Source organism: Streptosporangium sp. DT93, assembly GCF_049844535.1.
Classification (GTDB): Bacteria; Actinomycetota; Actinomycetes; order Streptosporangiales; family Streptosporangiaceae; genus Streptosporangium.
This window is the reverse complement of sequence record NZ_JBNCLF010000002.1, coordinates 268869-289758: the sequence shown is the minus strand read 5'-3', so window position 1 is coordinate 289758 and position 20890 is coordinate 268869. Positions and strand designations below refer to the sequence as shown.

Sequence of the window (20890 nt, the reverse complement as noted above, 5' to 3'; positions counted from 1 at the left end):
CCGTGACCGGAAACGGCCTGTTGATCATCGGTGACGTGGTGACCGACGTCGTCGCGCTGCACGCCGGGTCCGCCCGGTCCGGCCTGGCCGTCGGCACCGACACCGCCGCCGACATCGTGCTGCGCCCCGGCGGCTCCGGGGCCAACACGGCCTCCTGGGCCGCCCGCCTGGGGGCCGACGTCCGCATCCTGACCCGCGCCGGTTTCGACACCGCCGACTGGCACGCGGCCGAACTGCGGCGCTCCGGGGTACGGGCGCACCTGCGGGTCGACCCCGACCGGCCGACGGCGGTGGTGATCGCCATGGTCGACGTGACCGGGGAGCGGTCCATGCTCACCAACCGCGGCGCCGGAGGGCACATCGGCACGGGCGACTGGGACGAGAGCCTGCTGGAGGGGGTGGGCCACCTGCACCTGTCCGGCTACACCCTGTTCGCCGAACCGGGGCTGCAACTCGCCCGGCTGGCCATGGCGGAGGCGTCGCGGCGCGGCGTCTCGATCAGCGTGGATCCCGCCTCGACCGGGTTCCTGCGCTCGTTCGGCGTCGAGCGTTTCCTGCTGGAGACCGCGACGGCCCGGCTGATCGTCCCCAACCTGGACGAGGCGCTGCTGCTCACCGGGGAGGCCACCCCCGAGGGGGCGGCGGAGCGCCTGAGCCTGCGTTACGGCGCCGCCGCGGTGAAGCTCGGCTCCCGTGGCGCGCTGATGGCCAGGGACGGAAAGTTGGCCGCACGCCTTCCCGCGCTGGCCACCGAGGTGGTTGACTCCATTGGTGCGGGGGACGCGTTCGCCGCCGGGCTGCTGACGGCCCTGCTGAGCGGGGCCGACGACGAGGCCGCGCTCGACGCGGGACGTCGCGCCGGCGCGGAGGCCGTAACGGTCCTGGGCGGTCGGCCGCGTGTCCTTCCGTCTGATTTGGGTACGAACGAGCTTTACCCTCTTAACACCAATTGATAGCTTGCGGCGTAAGCTGCACCACTAGCCACACGCGTCACTCTGGGGAGGTTGCGGTCCGCCGATGGATGCAGAGTCATCGATCTGCCTGAGCGATCTGGTGCCGGCCCTGCGCTGGAGCCGCCCCCAGCAGATCGCCGAAGCCCTGGCCGACCCCCGCCTGCCCGCCGGCTGGTGGTCGTCGGTCTCCCTTCCCAAGGCCCTCGGCACCGCCGGGCTCGACTGGGTCTGCGACGGGCTGGCCCGGCTCTCGCTGTCGCGCTGGGATCACCTGCCGCTGAGCGACGTGCTGCCCGCCCTGCACGTCCACACGGTCGACCCCACCCTGCCGGGCTGGCCCGAGCAGGCCCGCTCGGCCGTCACCGGGCTGGGCGGATGGGCCCGCCTGCGCCGGCTGACCGCCGGGGATCTGAGCGGGCCCGCCATGCCCCCCTCCCCCGAGGTGGTGGTCACCGCGATGTTCCGCGAGGTGCTGAGCCGCATCCCGGGGATCGCCGAGCAGGCGGCACCGGACCCCGCGGCGGCCGGGTCGCACGCCCAGCAGCCCTCGCACACCCAGCAGTCCCAGGCGCAGCCCCAGCCCCCGGTTCAGCCCCCCGTTCGGTCCCAGGCTCCCGCGCAGCCGTCCGCGCCCCAGATCCCGGCGCAGGCCCCCGCGCGGACTCCGGTCCCGGCCCGCTCCCCGGCGCCGCGGGTGCCCCAGACCGCGCAGGAGCGGCAGGCCCCCGCACCCGCAGCCGCCGCGCCCACCGTCCCTGCCGCGCCGGCCGCCGAGGCGGCAGGTGCCGACGTGCGCGTCGACCTCAGCGGGTTCCCGCTGGTACGCCTGGTGGACAACATGTTCCGCGACTGGGGCCCGCTGGACCTCGCGGTCGCGGTGGAACGGCTCTTCGCGGTCGACCCCATCAGCCTGCGCGCGCTGGCGCACAAGCTGAACGCCGACCGCGACGCGTTGTCGGCGGCCCAGCGTTCCGCCGAGGAGCGCATCCTGCTCTGGCTGCGCTCCTCGGAGTCCGCACCCCTCACCGGCCACATGTTCGGGCTGACCGAGTGGCTGGGCGCCGCCGCCACCAAGGAGCAGCTGATCGGCGCCGACACCGCGCACCCGGTCGAGGTCCCCACGCTGCGCACCCCGCTCTGGCGGGTGCTCGTCACGCTCATGCCGGACCGGCGTCTCCAGGACGACTGGCTCGTCGTGGGCGACCTGGGCGGCCTGCGTGACCGGACGCGCCGTCTGCTGGCGAGCAAGCCCTCCGATTCCGACGCGGTCGTGCTGATGGAGAACCAGCTCGGCATCCGCGCCCACTCGGCCCAGGCCTGGCTGGACGCCCTCGCCGCCAGCGCCGCGCAACAGCCCTCCCACGAGGAGCCCTCCACGGAGGAGACCAGGCAGCTGCCCCGCCGCACGCCGGGAGCCAACGGCCACCACCATCGCGGCGGCCAGCCGGTCCCGCAGGTCAGCACCAGCTCCATCGACCCCCGTGCCGCGCTGGCCACGCTCTCGGCCCTGTCCGGCGGCAACACCCGGCCGCACCTGATCACCAGCCGGCGGGCCCCGATGCACCCGCCCGCGAGCCCGACCGCCGACCCGAGCCGCTGGCAGCGCATAGAGGTGACCAGCGACCACCTGCGGGGCGGCCCGGTGGCCGTGCCCGAGGGGTACGCCACCCGCCTGGGCATGCGCCCCGGCACGCTGCTCTCGGTGACCGGCCCCGGCGACAACGCCGTGGTCCTGGTCTGGCGGGACCACCCTGTCTTCGACTCGCTGCAACCCGTGCTGATGCGCCTGAACGCCCGCCCCGGCGACCAGGTCTACGTCACGGTGGACGGCTACCGCCTGGACGCCCAGCTCCCCGCCTGAGCTTCGCGAACGTTGCTCCTTCCCACGGACGTCCGTGGGAAGGACACGTCAGGCGAGACCTTGGTGGACGCCAAGGCGCACCGGATCCGTTCCCTCGTCATCGGCCCCGGCGCCCTTCAAGGGGCGGCGAGGCGCAGCCGATCCGCCTCCGCCACCAGATGACGGGGAAGCCTGGGCCTACTCGCCGCCTTCGCACGCCAAGCCAGATCCGCCGCCGAGGCGGCATCGCCGGCCAGCACTGCGACCTTCGCCGCGTACAGCAGCGCCGGGCCGTGCTCTTCCGTCCCCGCCAGCACCGCCTTGATCTCGCGCTCCGCCTCTGGGAACCGCCCCAGTGAGGCGAGCGCGAGCGCGTAGGCGGCCCTGCTGGACGGCCACTGCAGCGGCTTGACCCGAATGAGGTCACGTAACGCCGCCTCCGCGCTGCCTAGTCCGGCGAGGATCTCACCCCGTGCCCGCAACGCCTCGGGCAGGTTCCCCTCCCCGATCAGGACGCCGTCGAGCACCTCCCTCGCCGCGTCGGGATGACCGTCATACCAGAGCATCCAGGCGAGCTCGATCTGAACGCCCATGTCGTGGGGCACTCGGCGCGTCGCCGAGCCCAGTTCCCGTACCGCCTCAGAGGAGCGCCCCTGGGCCAGCCGCAGTCGGCCGATCCCGGCGAGCAGGCCGCCCACGGCGGAGGTCGCGCCCACCGTCTCGAACAGGCCCGCGGCGGTGTGGTAGTGCGAGACGGCCGCCTCGAGGTTCTCCCGGCGATGCGCGATGTTGCCGAGAAGGGATTCGATCTCCGCCCGAGCCCTGGTGCTGTCACCGCACCACTCGAGAGCTTCCTCGGCCTGTTCGGCCGCCTGCGCGAAATCCCCGTCCCGGAGCGAGATCTCCGCCATCCGCAGGTGCTCCTCGAACGACGTCGGGCTCCGAGCCTCCACGGAAAGACGGTCATTCTGCAGGATCGGCTGGATGAGGCGTTCGTGTGACAGTTCACACCACCGCGCACCCGCGTTGACGTCCTCGCGAAGGATGTCCCGGTCCACCAGCGCCTCGATGAGGGCGTTCGGCTCACCGGCGGTGACGGTTTTCCTCAGGTGGACGGTCTCCCGGGTCCCTAGCTCGGTGATGAAGGTGCGGCGCAACCAGCTCCTGAGCCCGTCGGCGTCGCCTCCGAGATGTTCGCGGGCGACGTCGGCGATCATCCGCTCGACGAGGTCGATGAGTGAGCGGTCCGCGTTCGCGAACCTGCGGACGTGATCGGCGGAGATGACCTGTACGTCCCGGGGCAGGGACTGCCACAGGGCGGAACAGACCGCCTGCAACCGCACGGGTTCGACCTCTTCGGTGTCGGCGACGACGTCCTTCCCGGACACCCTGCCGACCCGGATCATCCGGAGGTTCTCCGCGAGTTCCTCCGCCGCGCCCGGGGCGAACGAGCGCCCGGTCCCCTGAAGGGGACCTTCGATCGCCCGGACCGTGTCGGTCATGTCGAGAGGGGCCAGGAAAAAGCGGCTCTTGAGCGGACCGGCCAGTCGCGGCTCGTGGGGAAGGAGCCCTGCGAGGTGGTCGTCCCGGATCGAGACGAGAAGGCGCAGGTTCGGATCCTCGTCCAGCGCCTCGACGAGCTGGCCGACGAGCCCCCTCTGGTACGGCCGACGGTGGGGAAGGTCCGCGAACAGCTCCTCCGCCTGGTCGATCGCGACCAGGGTGAGAACCCGATCGCCGTACGCGTCCCAATGTGCCGGACGCCGCTTCAGGAATTCGCGGATCGTAAGCCCGGCCAGCCGCGTGGGCGTCTCCTCCGGCGACCACGACGACAGCAGCGCGAATACGTGCGGGTTGTGCCGGGAGAGTTCCGCCGACGGGAAAGGGGAACCGTGCGAGACGCGGCCGATCGGCAGCACGTCCGTCCTGCCCGGGTCCAGCAGGGGGAGCACGCCCGCCTGGAGCAGGGAGGTCTTGCCCACCCCGGACGGCCCGTACAGCACGGTCAGCCGTCCGCCCTGCCACAGGTCCGCCACCTGGTAGGACTCCCTGGTCCGGCCGAAGAACTTCGCGTCGTCCCGGCGGCGGAACGCTCGTAGGCCGACGTACGGCTGCCCGGTGGGCGGGTGACGATCCAGGCTCACGACGGATCCATCCTCCGGCGCAGCTCGCCGCAGAACTCCTCCGCCGTTCCCCAGAAAATGGAGATCTGCGAGCTTTCGTAGTATCTGTCCAACCAGCGTTTGACCTCCCTGATGTCCGCCTTCGCGCTGGCGAGCGACGGGGTGAGCTGGACGCTCACGTGCCTGCGGCGGTTGACCCCGCACACCGTTTTCAGCAGCCCGTGGAAAAGCACCCTGAAGGTCCAGTCCCGCAGGCTGTAGCCGACGAACAGCAGGGAACGCGTGGTCAGGGCCGCCCGGATGGAGGGGGGCAGGATTCTCTGGTCACCCTCGACGCCCCCGGCGGCGAGGGTGGTGAGGAATTCCAGGTAGTCGTCCTCGGTGAGCACGATCGACGCCGGATCTCGCAGACTGCCGTGCAGATGGTAGACGAGCGGCGCGCTGGGCCGCGGATTCCAGCCGTCCTCGCTCGCGAACAGCTCCTCCGCGTACTCCAGGCCCTCGTTCCACGGACAGACGGCCGCGTTCGGCTTTTTCCCCTCGAGCTCCAGAGAGCGCGCGATGAAATTGTCATAGTTTGTCGTGAGATACACCGGTAGTCGAAACTCGGCGAGCAGGCCATGAGGCTCCAGCGGCTGACCGTAGTCGGGCTCGTGCCCGGATTTCAGCTCTTCGCAGACCTGCTTCTTGACCCAGAGGGGGTCGCCGTATTTCATCACCGCGTACTGCGTCACCCGGGGAAGATCGTGATCGTCCTCGAAAGGATATCCCCATCGCCGAGCCATCTCGCGGCTCAATCCCACTCCCGTCGGGAGGGCTCCCACACACGCTCCCGACCCCAGGAATGGCGTGCAGTCCCCACTTTTCAGCTGGTCGAGCAGGCGCTCCCACTCGGGTTCCCCCATGTTGTGCACGCAGGGCACCACCTCACGGTCAGGAGGGCGGACAGGCTGACGACCCCGATGTCATCCGACTCTATGTGCACATTCAACCTTCCGGAAGAAAACTCCCTCTCCCACCCGCGTCGCCGACGGAACGACACCGGATCATTCAACGCCCGCTTCGTGAAGCGACGCGGCGGGCACGGGGATCGAGCCATGGAGGTGACGATCGAAGCCCTTCCCCGGAAACGGCCACCGCGCTTTTCACGTCGAAAATCTCCCACATCACCGCCACCCTGAATCGTCGATCTTGAATAACCTTCACATCGGCATGCTCGTTTCACACCGCATCGAACGGACGGCCGCCGGAACCCGAATTCGAGACGTCCGAAAAGCATAATGAGCATCTCTCCCAATTCGGGTCATCACTTTACGCGTACGATGGGAAGTCGCGCTTTCCAGAACCGGCCTTCAGAATGGCCGCAGGCTTTCCGGTGGCGAGAAACGAGGCCCCAGGCGATGGAACTCTCACGTGCGGCGAACACCGTGCCCGAACGGCAGCCCGAGGTCTGGGAGAGGGTACCGCCCCGCAACCGGAACTTCACCGGACGGGACGACCTGCTGCGCAGTCTCCGTCAGAACATGAACACCGTGACGGCCATCGTGCCTCAGCCCCAGGCGCTGCAGGGATGGGGCGGCGCGGGCAAGACCCACCTCGCCATCGAGTACGCCTACCGCTACCGCTCGCACTACGACCTGGTCTGGTGGATCCCGGCCGACCAGCGCGTGCTGGTGCCCTCCGCGCTGGCCGCGATGGCGCCGTACCTGGGTCTTCCCCCGGCATCGGCGACCGGCGTCGAGGAGGCCGCGGAGTCCGTCCGCAGAGCCCTGCAGAACGGCGATCCCTACCGCAGATGGTTGCTGGTCTTCGACAACGCCGAGGAGCCCGGACAGGTCGAGGAGTTCATCCCCCGCGGGCCCGGCCACGTCCTGATCACCTCTCGCAACCCCAGGTGGGAGGACCACTTCGACACGCTCCGGGTCGACGTCTTCATCCGGGACGAGAGCATCGCGTTCCTGAACAAGCGCCTGCGCCGGGATGTGCCCACCGCCGACGCCTTCCGCCTGGCCGAGCAACTCGGCGACCTTCCGCTGGCCCTGGAACAGGCCGGCGCCCTCCAGTACGAGACGGGCATGTCCATCGACGAGTACCTGGAGCAACTCGAAGAGCAGACCAGCCTGCTGCTGGGCGTCAACAGGGCGTCGGGATACCCGCTCTCGATGACGGCCGCCTGGAAGGTCTCGGTGTCGCTTCTGGAGGACCGCCTGCCGGAGGCCGTCACGCTCCTGCGCACCTGTGCCTTCTTCGGCCCGGAACCGATTCCTCGCGACGTCTTCCGCAGGGGCGGCAAGGCCGCCGCAGCCTCCCCGCTGGGCAAGATCCTGTCCGACCCGATCCTGCTCGCCAGGGCGTTGAGCGAGCTGGGGCGCTTCGCACTGGCCAGGATCGAGTCCACGAACCGGACGATCCAGGTACACCGTCTCATCCAGGCGCTTCTTCGCGACGACCTGGCCGAGGAGGAGAAGAGGAGGACACGGCACGAGGTCCATCTGCTGCTTGCGGGCAGCGCGCCGAAGGACCCCGACAACACCGACAAATGGCGGAGTTTCGAGGAACTCGTCGCCCATGTCATTCCCTCAGGCCTGGACGGATGCTCCGATCCCTCGGTGAGGCGGTTCGCCCTCGACGTCATCCGCTACCTGTACACCTCCGGCAACTACCAGTCGGCCCTCTCCTTCCTCAAGGGTTTCATCGACCGATGGACCGCGGCCGACGGGGCGAAACACCCGGACGTGCTGATCGCCCACCGGCACCTCGGTAACGTCCTGCGTGGGCTCGGCAGGTACACGGAGGCGTACGAGACCGACCGTGTCACCGTCGGTAACATGGGAGCGATCCTCGGCGAGAACAACTCCGAGACCCTTCGGGTGGCCAACGGATACGGAGCGTCCCTGCGGGCTCGCGGCGACTTCGCCGCTGCCCGAGAGCTGGATGAGAAGTCCCGGACCGCCCACGAGGAGCACCTGGGGCCGACCTCTCCGGCCACCCTGCGCCTGCTGAACAGCCTGGCCCTCGACTACGCCCTCACCAGCGAGTACGAGGCGGCGCGGCGGCTGCATCAGGAGACCTACACGGAAAGCAGCGACGCGGTGGAGGGGGTCAGCAAGAGTTTCCTGCTCCAGGCGTGGAACGGCCTGGCCAGGGCCGTACGGCTGTGCGGTGACTACACGGAGGCCTGCGATCTGGGCGAAGACGCCTACGCCTACGGGGTCAAGGAGCTGACGCCCGATCATCCCTACACCCTGCTGGCCGCCAAGGACCTGTCCATCGCCAAGCGCCGGGCGGGAGAGACCGCCGAAGGGCTGGACCTCGCACGCGACACGCACACCCGGTTGCAGAGGCTCTTCGGGGACGAGCATCCCGACACGATGGCGGCGGCGATCAACCTTTCCAACGCTCTGCGGACGGCCGGTGACCTGGACGAGGCGTTCGTCACCGCGGACAGGACGATCGCCCTCTACCCCAGGGTGTTCGGCGACCGTCATCCCTACAGTCTCGCCTGCAGGGGAAACCTGGCGATCCTTCACCGGCTTCGCGGTGAGGTCACGATCGCCCGGGACCTCAACCGGGAGGCCGTGAAAGAACTGATCGTCAAGGTCGGCCCGAAGCACCACTATCCGCTGTCGTGCGCCATCGGTCTCCAGGCGGACCTCTCCGCGCTGGGCGAGCACGCCGAGGCATGCCGGATCGGCGGGGAGACGCTCACCGGCCTGCGCGACCTCTTCGGCGAGGATCACTTCCTGACCATGGCCTGCGCGGCCAACCTCTCCCTCGACCTGAAAGCGGCGGGCGCCGACGAGGAGGCCGGACTCCTGCGTGCGAACACGATGTACCGCTACGAGCGGCCGCTGCGGTCCGGACACCCCGACGCCGTCATGGCGAGCAGGGGTCAGCGGATCGAGTGCGACTTCGACCCCCCGCCGATCTGACCACCCCACCGGCCGCTCTCACTCTTCGCCACCGGGGGCATGTCGGGCACCCCCGGCCTCCGCTCACCGGCTCGCCCTCAGTGCCGCGACGTCGCGCGCGAACCTGTCGCGAATGTGGGTGATCAGCCGGTAGAGGTCGGGACAGTAGACCGAGGCTCCGAGGAATCCCCCGGCCTCGCTGTAGCGGTGCGCGTACAGTCCGCCGCCGCAGACGGAGTGGAGGTCGCAGGCCAGGCAGACGGGGGCGAGCGCGAGCTCACCGATCTGCCGGGCGACCATCGCGGGGTGCGTGAGCGCGGCATCGAAGGGATCACGCAGGAGATGCAGCCGGGTCGCGGCGGCCCCGTGATAGCTGGACTTGAGGATATCCGACTGCTCGATGCCGCCGTCGGTCTCGACGACGACCATCCTGGCGGGCGACAGCCCGATCGTCTCGCTCCGCGAGGAGCGGCCCGCCAGCAGGCGCATGATCTCTCCGAACAACCGGATCTCGGTCTGTTGGCCGGCCGATCCGTACCAGAGATCGAAGATCGGGATGAGCCAGTCGGCGTACGGCGTGTCGGCCGATCCGGGAACGCGTCCCGGCGGGGGCGTGAACCAGTTGCCGTGCGGGAGCAGGAAGTCGACCGCCGGCGGATCGAACCCCAGGAGCGCCTCATAGGTCGCGATCGGGTCGTTGCGTACGTCGACCGTGCAGAGAAGACCGCTGAAAAGGCGATGATACGGACCGGCGGTGAGGCGTCTCAACGCGGCCGTCACGGCCGCGTGGCTTCCCCTGCCGTCCGCGTAACGCCTGTGCCGGTCATGGCCCTCGGCGTAACCGTCCATGCTCACGCCGACGCCGATCTCCAGGGCGTCGAAGAGCCGGAGGTAGGTCTCGTCCAGGCGCAGTCCGTTGGTCTGCACGCCGACATGGACACGGGTTCCGACCTCGGCCGCCTCCTGCCTGATCGTGCGGACGGCGTAGGAGATGAACTCGCGCCCCGCCAGCAGCGGTTCCCCGCCGTGCAGGACGACCTCCACCTCGGCCAGTTCGTGGGTGAGGGCATGCTCGGCGATCCGTCGCGCCGTGCAGTCGGCGATCGCCGTGGACATCCGCCGCGGCTGGGCCTTCCAGGACTGATCCGCCATTTCATACACATAACAATGCTTACAGGCGAGATCACACCTGCTGTGTATCTTCAGGATGAATTGCCGGAAAGCCGCCGGCCGCCATCCCGTCGACAGCAGTTCCGGAACGTCGAGCGTGTCCGGGAAAACGCCTCCGGGAAGCGGTAGCCTAAAATTAGACTTATGCGACAAAATACATCACCTTTCTCTTAACCGGCACAGGGCAACGAAGCTCGCAAAGCACTACATACATTCTTCGGCGGGCTGCGCGGACCGCCCGCACATGGCGGTAGCCTCTATCCCCGGGATCGCCTCCGTCATTACACAGCGCGATCGCGCATGGATCAAACACGTGATCAGTCCCGCCCCATGGGCCGGTTGCGACACGCGACGAAATCGCATAGGACAGGCATCAAAACCTGCGACACGACAGCGGCATGGATATCGTGGTCGGAACGGTTCTCCCAATGCGGCGGCCCGCCGTCGCGTCCGTACCGCCTGGCGTGTTCAGGAGCACATCCCGGTCGAAGGAACAGAGCGAGAAGGTCACGATGAACCTGCGTGAGCACCGGATCCCGGTCGAGGAGTTCTCCGAGCTCGCCGAGGGTGGCGGGGGGGCCGCCGTGCTCACGGAGCTCTCCGCGGCCCAGCACAGCAAGCACATCCTCCTGGTCCGGGGGGTCCTGGAGGCGGCGCGGGCGAACGGCCATCCCGACGCCGACGTCACCCGCCGCGCCTACGACCTGCTCGCCGCCGTCCAGCGTCGTCATCCGGAGGTCGTCGGCACGGTTCTGCGTCACCCCTCGGTCGGCGCCTGGGCACGCCGGACGGTGAAGATGCTCGACCGCGGCGACCCGGATGCGGCGCCGGGGCAGCTCGCGGCGGTCGCCGCCGCGGCGGCGATCCGGTCCGGTACGGCCTGCGAGATCGACGTACCGGCCGTGAAGGGGGTCGTCACCCTGCCGTCACTGGGCCAGGCGGTCCTCTCCCCCACCGTCTCCACGGCCACGGTCGAGTGCGCCGTGGACGGCACCGAGGTCGCGGCGGACGGGATCATCGTCCGGATCCCCCCGCACCCCCACCGGGACGCCCCCGGCTGGAAGGGACTGCGATCGTTGTCGGCCCAGGCGGACGGCATGCCGCTCAGCCTCCTCATCGACGACCTCGATCCCTACCGGATGCCCCAGACGGCGAACATCGGGGCGCGTCTCAGCGAACACGAGACCGCGCGGTGGCAGTCGACGCTCGACCGGGCCTGGGAGCTGATGGTCCGCCACCACGAGGCCGTGGCGCGGGAGGTTTCCACGACGATCACCGTCCTCACGCCGCTGGTCGCACCGGCCCAGGGCCAGACGAGTTCGAGCTCGCGGGAGACGTTCGGCTGCGTCGCGCTCTCGACGCCTCCGGACGCCACCACCCTCGCGGTCACCCTGACGCACGAGACCCAGCACGCGAAGCTCTCGGCCCTGCTCGACCTCGTCCCCCTGACCCTCCCCGACGACGGCTCCCGCTACTACGCCCCCTGGCGCGAGGACCCCCGGCCCGTTCCCGGGCTGCTCCAAGGGGCCTATGCCTTCCTGGGCGTGGCCGGTTTCTGGGGACGTCAACGCCACCTGGAGCAGGGGGCGGCCGCCGTGCACGCGGGCGCCGAGTTCTTCCGGTGGCGTGAGGCCGCGCGCCTGGTCACCGACACCCTGCACGGCAGCGGGCGGTTGACCGCCGCGGGCGAGACGTTCACCGCGGGAATGGCGCGGCGGCTCGACGAGTGGTCACGGGAGACGGTGCCGGCCGACGCCCGCGACCTCGCCCTTGAGCGCGCGGAGCACCACCGTGCCCGCTGGCTCGAACGCCACGCCTAGACGGCGGGCGGGTCGAAGTCGAAGTCGAGCCGCTCGCCGCTCATGGCCACCTGCGTGTCGGGATGGTTCTCGCCCAGCACCCGCCGGTACCGCTCCAGGGTGTCGACGCTCAGCGCCTCCGCCTCGTCGGAGGAGCCCTCACTCCTCAGGTCGATGATCAGGTTGTTCGCGCAGGCGAGCGTCAGCGGATGGTCCTCGGTCAGCAGCCCCCGCAGCCGGGTCAGGGTCTGCCGGCCCAGTCGCGCGGCCTCGGCCACGTCCCCTCCGGTGGCCAGGTCGCTGGCGAGGTTGACCGCGCACGTGAGCGAGTAGTGGTGCGTGCGGCCGACCGTACGGTCGAGACCCTCCAGGGATCGCCGGTCGAGACCGGTCGCCTCCTCGACCAGATCGCTGACGCGCAGGAGCAGTGCGAGGTTCATGTCGCAGCCGAACGTGAAGGGGTGCGACTCCTCGTACCGCCTGGGGTAGCGGGCCGCCGTGTCACGCAGCAACGCCAGGGCCTCGGTGACCTGCCCGTTGCTGCGCTGCGCGTTGGCGAGACAGAGGGCCGTCGCGAGCGTGTCGGGATGGTCCCGCCCGAAGATGCGCTCGGCCCGCTCGAACGCCGACTCGGCCAGCTCCCCCGCCTCCTCGACCAGTCCCGCCCTGCGCTGGGCGATGGACAGGTCCCTGGCCGTGCGCAGGGTCCACAGGTGGTCGGGGCCGAGTTCCCGCATGCCGAACTCGTAGGCGTCCTGGCCGATGTCACAGGCCTCGGAGTAGTCACCGCGGAGCCGGACGATACGGGCCAGGCCGTTCCAGGAGGCGATGACGGCCTGCTTGCCCACGTCCCTGCCTGAGGACGAACGCTGGAGCGAGTGGACCTTCTTCTGCAGTTCGAACGCCTTGGTGTAGTCACCGAGCAGCATGTGGTCGACGGCGAGGTTGTTCATGACCCGTAGCGTCCGGGGGTGCTCGGGGCCGAACGCGGCCTCGTGCCGGCTCAGCGAGTTCTCGTCGTGCTCCAGCGCTCCGCTGAAATCGCCCCTCGTCCTCAGGTCGGCTCCGTGACTGTTGGTCATCAGGAGCGTCTCCTCGTGATCGACTCCGAGGACCTCCCGCATGCGTTCCAGGGTCGCGCTGTTGAGCCTGAAGGCGGTCTTGTAGTCGCCGAGCTCGCGCAGCACCAGGCCGAGATGCCGCTGCGCGGAGAGCACGTACGGGTCGTCGTCGCCGCTGTCGGCCCGCCATCGTGTGATCAGACGCTCGACCAGGTCGACGGCCAGTCTGTACGACGCCGACGAGTAGAGGAAGCGCACCATACGGAGGGCGAAGCGGCGCACGCGCGGATCGTCGCTCACCTCCACCTCGGCGGGCTTCAGGTGGCTGAGCAGTTCGGTGAAGCGCGGCCAGAGGGCGTTGTCGTCGGGACTCTGGGGTGCCGTCAGCGCCAGCAGGAGGTGCACCTCGCGGCGGAAGGACTCCTTCTCCTTCCCGCTCAGCTCGTCCCGCAGAAGGGCCTGGACCAGCCGGTGCACCAGGATCGTCCGGTTGCCCGGGTCGATCCGCACCAGCGCGTAACGTCCCAGTTCCCTGATCGCCCTGCTCAGCAGCAGCGGATCGTCGAAGAGGGGCCCGAGGCGTGACTCCGAGGCGAACCCCTGGGGAAGGGTGTCGAAGACGTCGCGGGGGATGGGATCGGGGCCGAAGAACGCGCAGCAGCGCAGAAGTTCCACGGCCTCGGGAAGTTTGGCCTTGAGCTGCGACACCGACAGCGACCAGGCCGCCGTCATCGACAGCGGGTAGCCGGTCGCCCTGTTGGCGTCGAGCACCTTGGTCGTCTGCTTCTTGAGCAGCGTGAGATACCGCTCGACGGACATCCCCGTCTCGTACTGCAGCGCCCCGGCCTGCTCCAGGGCCAGAGGGAGGTCTCCGAGTTCCTCGGCCAGCCGGTCCCTGTCCTCGTCGCTGCTGGAGCCGGCCACCTTCTTGCGAAGGAACTCGACGCTCTCCGCCCTGCTGAACACATCGACGGGGACGGTGTCGACCACGCTCTCCCAGGCGTGGTTGCGGGAGGTGATCAGGACGTGTCCCGGGCCGCGCGGGATGATGTCGTTGATCTCCTCCGGCCTCTCGGCGTTGTCGAAGATGAGCAGCCACCGCGAGTAGGGCTCGCCGCGGCGCAGGGCGTCCAGCACGGCGGCGGACGCCTCCTCCACGCCCATCACCGACGAGGACTCCACCCCAAGGTCGGGAGCGAGCCCGGCCAGCGTGGAGCGCACGAGCATCGGCTGGTCGGCGGGAATCCACCAGACCAGGTCGTACTCGTCCTGGAAGCGGTAGGCGTACTCGATCGCGACGTGGGTCTTGCCGACACCGCCGAATCCGTGAAGCGCGTGCGGCACCACGGCGGTGACCTCGGAGGTGACCCCGGCGTGCAACTTCTCGAGGAGGTCCTCGCGGCCGGTGAAGTTCTTGTTCCGTGGTGGCACCCTGCCCCAGACCCGGGGCCGGCGTCCCCGTGTCCGAGAAGCCGCCGACGACTCCGAACTGGACATGCGATCGCCTCCGCTCGTCCGATCCCGGCTCAGCCTAAGAGACCCACCCACGCCAAAGGCATGCACGCGGAGGTCATAGTCCCATGCGAGATTGCCGAAGAAGAAATACGGCACGCATGTATCCCCCACTCTTTGCCGCACCAAAACAACCGGCTACGCTAGGTTGGCAGTGCTCGTCAAGCGTGGAAAGACGACACTACAAGTGATCCCGCCGAGAAGACAACCTTATACGGATCACTTCAAGAAGAAGACAAGGGGAGCCCTGTGGCCAGGAAAACAGACATGAAAGACGCGCACGTGAAAGGCCGCCTGGTCGACGTGACCGGACTGACGTTGGCCGACCTCGACCGGATCGAAGGGTCGGCGTTCAGGGACGCATTGCGGCACATACTCGATGATGACGATATGGGGCCTGTCGCCGGATTCTCATCGGTCGTGCAGAAAACCGTGACCTCAACGCTGCCGAAATAAGCGGTATAGAGTGTTGTAAGGACATATCTCCTTGGTCAGGGTGGCTCATGTACGGTGTCGGCCGGGAAGGCCGATCGATTCGCTCGCCGGAAACGTCCACGCCCTGGGAGGGGTCATGCAGGTCCGTCTCCTACCGGTGACACCCCGTGTAACCGGCACACCGTCGGCCACCGTCGTACGTGTGCCGGCGCCCATGCCCCCGATCGAACGGGGAGAGGGCACGGCCGAGAACAGAAGCGGGTGAGATGACGATCACGGCCTCCACCGGAGACGGCTCCCTTGCACCGTACGCGGGGCTGCGCTCCTACGACAGAAACGATCACGCACTGTTCTTCGGACGGGACCACGAGGCCCGCGAGATCGCCACCATGTGGCCGGCCACCGGTCTCGTCGTCCTGCTCGGCGCGCCGGGTGTGGGGAAGTCCTCACTCCTGCGGGCGGGCGTCCTGCCCCGCATCGACGCCGGGCACGCGGACATCCTGCCCGTCGCCCGCGTATCGCCGCACAGGCTCTCCCCGCCGTTCCCGGACGATCCCGGCAACACCCACGTCCTGGCCCTGCTGTCGTCATGGGCCCCCGAAAAGCCGCTGTCGGCCCTGGCCGGTCTGACGATCTCGGACTTCCTGAGGGAGCACCCGGAGCGGGTCGACAGATACGGTGACCCGATCCCCGTCCTGGTCGCCATCGACCAGGCCGAGGAGCTCTTCAGCGGCCCCCCCGACCAGGAGGAGGAGCGCCAGGAGCTGCTCCTCCAGCTGACCCGGGCGGTGAGGGAGCACGCCGGGCTGCACCTGCTCCTGTCGCTGCGCGAGGAGTGCCTGGCACCCATGCTGCCGTACGAGCGCCTGCTGGGCCGGAGCTCACGGACGCGCTTCCGCCTGCTCCCCCTCTCGCGGGCGGCGGCCCTCGACGCGGTGACCAGGCCCCTCGGAGGGACCGGCCGTTCCTTCGCCCCCGGCGCCGCCGAGCGGCTCGTCGACGGCCTGGCGGCCTCTCCCCTCACCGGCCACGCCGGGGAGACCTCCCGCCTCCGCGCGGTCGAGCCGGTCCGCCTGCAGATCGCCTGTTCCGCGCTGTGGGAGGCGCTGCCTCCCTCCCTGACGGAGATCACCGCCGGGCACGTGAACCTGCCCGAGGACGTCGACGCCTTCCTGGCGGGGTTCTGCGACCGGATCCCGGAGCAGGTCTCGGCCGGATCGGGGATGACGGCGTACGGGATCCGCTCGTGGCTGCGCACGACCTTCCTCACCGACGCGGACAGGCACACCACCGTCGACGAGGGCCCCCACACGACCGCGGGCATGCCGAACCGCGTGGTCAGGGCGCTGGAGGACCACCACCTGCTGCGCAGCGAGCAACGGCTGGGACTACGCCGGTACGGGGTGCTGGACGACCGCATGCTGGCCTCCCTGCGCCGGTCGCGCTCCTCGGCCACCTGCCTCACCGAAGCGCGGGCCGCCCTGGCCGGGGGGGACCTGATGAGGGCGCGCGACCGCGCCGAGGAGGCGTGCTCCCTGGAGGCCGGTGAGACCTCGGTGCGGGCCGAGGCGCTGGTGGTCCTGGGCGAGGTGGCGGCGAGAACGGGAGAGGTGAAGACCTCGCGACGTCACTTCGCGCGGGCGGCGGACATGTTCGCGAAACTCCAGCGCTTCACCGGCGTGGCCGTCGCGCTGACCGGGGAAGGACGGCTCTGGCTCGGCCAGGGGGACTACGACCGGGCGGTCGAGCGGCTCTACACCGCCTTGCCCTGGGCTCCCAACGATCTGTCCGTACAACTGGCGCTCGGTGAGGCCCTCTGGTGTCAGGGCAACCCCCGTCCGGCCCTCGCCCTGCTCAACGGGGTCGTTTCCATGGCCGACACCCCTTCCCCCCGGATGCTCGCGTTGCGTGACGAGATCCTCGCCGATCTCGACCGGCTTGAGGCCCTGGGCGACCTGGAGCCGGTCTGACGGCACCGGCGGCCCGGCACGATCACCGCCAGGCCGCCTGCTCCGCCCCCGAAGGGCGGCTCGACGCGGTCAGTCCCGGGCTTCCACCGCGTCTTCGGAGACAGGCCGGGGATTCTCCGCGGGAGCGGAGAAGCGCCTGAGGTCCGGCGTCGCGGTGCGCCAGATGTGGTCGAACTGCTCCACCCAGTAGGCGTACCAGCGCTCGTCGCGACCGCGGGTCAGCTCAAGGTGCATGCGCGAGGAGGTCGACGGGTTGTGGAATCCGTGGATCTCCACGATGATCCGGCCCCTGGGCGTCTCCGGGTCGACGAGCACGAGGCTGAATCCCGGGCTGTAGGGGAGCATCCGGTACTCGAACCCTCCGGCGACCTTCCAGTCGCCCATCAGGCGGAGGCGTTCCATCGTCCCCTCCAGGGAGGCGGGGAGCCGTTGCACCGGGAACTCGATCGAGTCGTCGAGCTGCCTGGCGGCCAGCCGGACGGCCGCCTTCTCGGCCGGGTCGAGCACGACGATCCTCACCCGGCCCTTCTCCCGCGCGAGCACCGTGGTGCGCAGGATCTCGCAGGTCTGCGCCGACAGCAGGTTCACCGCGGACGGGGCGAACACGCGGACGTCGCGCGCGTGGGCGAACAGCGACGACAGCGGCGCCGTGTCGTACACCGACCGGTCGTGCAGCAGGTCGGCAGGCGGGGCCTCCGTTCCTGCCGGCAGGGTCAGGCGGTAGATCAGCAGCCCCAGACCGGAGAACAGGGCCGCCCACCTCAGCTCCTCGCTCAGGAGGTCGTTGAAGGTCGACAGGAACGCGAACGCGAAGACGACGATGGTGAGCGCGTACGCGTCGAGGTGCTGACGGGCCTTGAGATCCGCACCGACCCTGCGCAGCCATCGCATACCGACCCCCCAGCCATCGGGCACCGTCGCAGATGACTATTCCCGCTGTACGCGGCCGGGACCACCGGACGCGCGATGTTTCGCGCCTTTTCCGGCCGGGCCGCCTCCACGGGGAGGACGGCCCGGCGTTCCGGACAGGACGAAGCAGGACAGTGGCCGGGCCAGACAGGACAGGACAGGACAGGACAGGACAGGACAGGACAGTGGCCGGGCCGGGCCGGGCCGGGCCGGGCTCGCCGGATGTGCGTGGGCGGACGGACGCGGGGATCAGACCGCGACCGGCTGGCGGCGGCGCTGCCAGATGCTGTCGACGGCGAGGGCGCCGCCGCCGCTGAAGCCGACGGCCAGGGTGGTGACGGCGAGGACCAGGACGTACTCGTAGCCGCCCTTGGCGGCACCGAAGCCGTTGGCGCCGTGCACGAAGAGGATCGCGCCGAGCATGGTGAGCGCGAGCAGGGTGCCGAAGACGGGCAGGGCGGCGCCCAGGATGAGCGCGATGCCGCCGACGACCTCCAGGACGGCCACCACCGGGGCGGCGACGCCCGCCAGCGGGATGCCTGTCGAGTCGAAGAACGCCGTGGTCTGGGCCAGGCCCATCGTCGTGAACTTCTGCCAGCCGTGCACCACGAAGACCACACCCAGGACGACGCGTGCCACCAGCAGGGTGTAGGGGTGAATCCTGTCAACCATGATGACTCCTCATGTCATTCGAATTTGTACAGAACCCTAGCGGTTAGTTCAAATTCGAACAAGCATAAGATGTAGGGGTGAGCGAGACGAGATGGCTCAACGAGGCCGAGATGGCCGCGTGGGTGGCGTATGTGGCCGCCACGCACCTGCTGGAGCGTCGCGTCGAGGATCAGCTGAAGGCCGACTCCGGCCTGACCCATGCCCAGTACGAGATCCTGGCGAAACTCTCCGCCTGCCCCGGGGGGCAGTTACGGATGACGGAGCTCGCCCACAGACTGATCGTCTCCAAGAGCGGGCTCACGTACCAGATCGGGCAGCTGGAGAGGAAGGGGCTCGTCACCCGGGCGAGTTGTCCCTCGGACGAGCGGGGGGTGCTCGCCGTGCTCACCGAGAAGGGAATGGACTGCCTGCGAAGGACCGCGCCGGGACACGTCGCCGTCGTGCGCGCCTTCCTGATCGACCGGCTCACCCCCGAGGAGATCGAGGCCATGCGGCAGATCATGACGAAGGCCACCGCCGCCATGGAGTCGGTGCCCCCCGGCCCGCTCCGCGCCCCGGGACCGGGCGAGACCCCGGGCTGACCGGCGAGACACTTCCCCGACGGGCGCCGGGGCGTGGATCTCCCCCTGTACCGTGCCTCCGCGCAGAGGGAATCCCCGGCCGGAGGCGGACCACAAAAAAGGATCCGGTACGGCTCGCACGGGGGGCATACCGTGTGAGCCGTACCGGATCACGCCACATCGCCGGGTCAGGCGGCGGTGCAGCCGATCTGAGAGGGTGCCTGGTTGCTCCCGGACCAGCTACCGGTGAACCCGAAGCTCGCCGAGGCGCCCGCGGGGAGGGAGCCGTTGTGGGAGACGTTGCGCACCGAGACACCCGAGCCGTTCTGGGTGTGCTGGCCGTTCCAGAGCTGGGTGATGCGCTGGTCGCCGGGGAAGGACCAGGTCACCGTCCAGCCGGACAGCGGCGCGGTGCCGGTGCTCTTCACCGTCACATCACCCTGGAAGCCGCCCTGCCAGGAGCCGGACACCTTGTAGGAGGCCGTGCAGGCCCGCCCGGCGGTCGGCGTGACGGTCGGGGTCGGCGTGGGGGTGGGCGTGACGGTCGGGGTCACGGTGGGGGTGGGCGGCGGCGAGCCCGCGAGGGCCAGCTCGTAGGCGCGCTGCGGCACGAACTGCCCGGCCGCGGCGATGCATCCGTCCGCCTCGCCCGGCAGCTTGATCCACAGGAACGCGTCGATCATCGAGTCGCCGGTGGCGTTGGTGCTCGGCGTGCCGATGGCCCGGCCGCCCGGGTCGCACCACTCGCTGCCCTGCGGGCCGTTGCCGTTGCGGCTGGTGTCGATCACCGCGCGCAGGCGGGAGACGCCGGTGGCGGCGATGACGTTCTTGGCGTACGGGACCTCGGTGGAGTTCGACCGGTAGTTGGAGACGTTGAGGGAGATGCCGTCGGCGCTGTTGGCCACGTCCGCGGCCCTGAGCCGGGCCGCGGCCTCACCGGCCGAGAGCCAGCCCGAGTGGCCGATGTCGAAGTAGACCTTGGCCGAGGAGGACCCGGCCTTCAGCTTCTTGCCGGCGTACGCCATGGAGGCGTTGGTCTCCTGCTGCTGGGAGGAGCTCATGCAGTTGGTCATGATCGGGAGCACGTCCGGCTCCAGGATGATCGACGCCGGGCGTCCCTGCAGGCCGGCGGCGACCTCGTCGATCCACTGCCGGTAGGCCGTGTGGTTGGGAGCGCCACCCGTGCTGGCCCCGCTGCAGTCGCGGTTGGGGATGTTGTAGACGACGAGGATGGGGATCTTGCCCGCGGCGGCCGCGGCCCCGACGAACGACGACACCTGGCCGCGGACCGTGGAGGTGTTGGTGGTGGTGTACCAGCGCGCCTGCGGGACGGCGGCGATCCGGTCGCGGATGATCGCGGCCCTGGAGTCGCCGGGGTTGGCGGCGACCCACTTGGCGGCGCCGGTCTCGGGGTCGACGTAGAAAGGCGAGTCAGCGGCGGAGGCGCCGGTGGCGACGGCGACCGCGCCACCCGACACGATCGCGACCGCAGCGCAGAGCGTGGCGAGGATGGACCTTCTCGGCATGGATCGAGCTCCTTCAAGGAGGGCATGGGAGCGCTCCCAACATAGGTGCGCGGGTGCTCCGGTAGACAGCCCCGGTGCCTCCGCCCTCACACCACGCCGCGCTGACCTGTGCGAACACCGGCCGCACCCCATGAAAGTTTCAGCACATCGGCCGGACGGCGTCGCCCGCGTGGGAGGGGTCCGGAAGAGCGCGGGGAACCGCCCGGCACGGGGAGTCCTCGTTCCCCCGCGAACACTCGCCGGAACACCGCACCCGCTGAGACCATATGAAGTCATGATCTTCCAGATCGAACGCCCAGGATCCCCCTTCCTTTCCCGGACCGTCGTCCCGGATCGGCCGGGTACGGGGCCGGCTCACCCCTCGGGCCGTGCCGGCGCCCCCGGGATCGGACGGCACCGCGAAGGGGCACGACGGTGAGGGGTTTCGCGAGGACCTCCCTCGTCCCCGG

The 20890-nt window shown here is 69.7% G+C and carries 14 protein-coding genes; 7 read left to right on the top strand and 7 right to left on the bottom strand.

All coding sequences use genetic code 11. From position 1 onward, the window contains the following. Positions 1-2: 2 nt before the first annotated feature. Both ACLQ2R_RS06505 and ACLQ2R_RS06500 read left to right on the top strand, forming a co-directional pair. The gene (locus ACLQ2R_RS06505; protein ID WP_425958406.1) at positions 3-953 is read left to right on the top strand and encodes a carbohydrate kinase family protein; all 951 of its coding nucleotides are present in this window, start codon (positions 3-5) and stop codon (positions 951-953) included. A 64-nt stretch (positions 954-1017) separates the two neighbouring features. Continuing rightward, positions 1018-2814, top strand: a complete 1797-nt coding sequence (locus ACLQ2R_RS06500) for a hypothetical protein (protein ID WP_425958405.1) — start codon at positions 1018-1020, stop codon at positions 2812-2814. A gap of 116 nt (positions 2815-2930) precedes the next feature. Here ACLQ2R_RS06500 and ACLQ2R_RS06495 read toward each other — a convergent pair whose 3' ends face one another. Both ACLQ2R_RS06495 and ACLQ2R_RS06490 read right to left on the bottom strand, forming a co-directional pair. Then, the gene (locus ACLQ2R_RS06495) at positions 2931-4937 is read right to left on the bottom strand and encodes a hypothetical protein (protein ID WP_425958404.1); all 2007 of its coding nucleotides are present in this window, start codon (positions 4935-4937) and stop codon (positions 2931-2933) included. After that, entirely contained in the window at positions 4934-5650 is a 717-nt protein-coding gene (locus ACLQ2R_RS06490; protein ID WP_425958403.1) for an SIR2 family NAD-dependent protein deacylase, read from the bottom strand. The genes ACLQ2R_RS06495 and ACLQ2R_RS06490 overlap by 4 nt, the downstream gene beginning before the upstream one ends. A 666-nt stretch (positions 5651-6316) precedes the next feature. On the opposite strand from ACLQ2R_RS06490, the gene fxsT (ACLQ2R_RS06485) reads away from it, so the two are divergent. Beyond that, positions 6317-8848 (top strand): FxSxx-COOH system tetratricopeptide repeat protein, encoded by a 2532-nt coding sequence (gene fxsT / locus ACLQ2R_RS06485; RefSeq protein WP_425958402.1) that lies wholly within the window; start codon positions 6317-6319, stop codon positions 8846-8848. Positions 8849-8911: 63 nt separating this feature from the next. Here the strand turns inward: fxsT (ACLQ2R_RS06485) and ACLQ2R_RS06480 are convergent, their stop codons facing one another. After that, positions 8912-10150 carry an FxsB family cyclophane-forming radical SAM/SPASM peptide maturase gene (locus ACLQ2R_RS06480; RefSeq protein WP_425958401.1) on the bottom strand — a complete coding sequence of 413 codons (1239 nt, stop codon included), beginning with the start codon at positions 10148-10150 and terminating at the stop codon, positions 8912-8914. Positions 10151-10509: 359 nt separating this feature from the next. Between ACLQ2R_RS06480 and ACLQ2R_RS06475 the strand changes: the two genes are divergently transcribed. Continuing rightward, entirely contained in the window at positions 10510-11817 is a 1308-nt protein-coding gene (locus ACLQ2R_RS06475; RefSeq protein WP_425958400.1) for an HEXXH motif domain-containing protein, read from the top strand. On the opposite strand, the gene fxsT (ACLQ2R_RS06470) is transcribed toward ACLQ2R_RS06475, so the two are convergent. Beyond that, positions 11814-14288, bottom strand: a complete 2475-nt coding sequence (fxsT, locus tag ACLQ2R_RS06470; protein ID WP_425958399.1) for an FxSxx-COOH system tetratricopeptide repeat protein — start codon at positions 14286-14288, stop codon at positions 11814-11816. The genes ACLQ2R_RS06475 and fxsT (ACLQ2R_RS06470) overlap by 4 nt on opposite strands. Before the next feature lie 348 nt (positions 14289-14636). Between fxsT (ACLQ2R_RS06470) and ACLQ2R_RS06465 the strand changes: the two genes are divergently transcribed. Together ACLQ2R_RS06465 and ACLQ2R_RS06460 are read left to right on the top strand one after the other, a co-directional pair. Further along, complete coding sequence (locus ACLQ2R_RS06465) at positions 14637-14825, top strand: hypothetical protein (protein ID WP_425958398.1); 189 nt, start codon at positions 14637-14639, stop codon at positions 14823-14825. 245 nt (positions 14826-15070) lie between these two features. Next, positions 15071-16774 (top strand): tetratricopeptide repeat protein, encoded by a 1704-nt coding sequence (locus tag ACLQ2R_RS06460; RefSeq protein ID WP_425958397.1) that lies wholly within the window; start codon positions 15071-15073, stop codon positions 16772-16774. 69 nt (positions 16775-16843) lie between these two features. Here ACLQ2R_RS06460 and ACLQ2R_RS06455 read toward each other — a convergent pair whose 3' ends face one another. Next, positions 16844-17665 (bottom strand): hypothetical protein, encoded by an 822-nt coding sequence (locus ACLQ2R_RS06455; protein ID WP_425958396.1) that lies wholly within the window; start codon positions 17663-17665, stop codon positions 16844-16846. Positions 17666-17932: 267 nt separating this feature from the next. Further along, positions 17933-18355: a DoxX family protein gene (locus ACLQ2R_RS06450; RefSeq protein WP_425958395.1), complete on the bottom strand. Its 423-nt coding sequence runs from the start codon at positions 18353-18355 to the stop codon at positions 17933-17935. A gap of 77 nt (positions 18356-18432) precedes the next feature. On the opposite strand from ACLQ2R_RS06450, the gene ACLQ2R_RS06445 reads away from it, so the two are divergent. Further along, positions 18433-18936, top strand: coding sequence for a MarR family winged helix-turn-helix transcriptional regulator (locus tag ACLQ2R_RS06445; RefSeq protein WP_425958394.1), 504 nt, complete (start codon positions 18433-18435; stop codon positions 18934-18936). 167 nt (positions 18937-19103) lie between these two features. On the opposite strand, the gene ACLQ2R_RS06440 is transcribed toward ACLQ2R_RS06445, so the two are convergent. Then, positions 19104-20441 carry a glycoside hydrolase family 6 protein gene (locus ACLQ2R_RS06440; RefSeq protein ID WP_425958393.1) on the bottom strand — a complete coding sequence of 446 codons (1338 nt, stop codon included), beginning with the start codon at positions 20439-20441 and terminating at the stop codon, positions 19104-19106. Positions 20442-20890 lie beyond the last annotated feature (449 nt).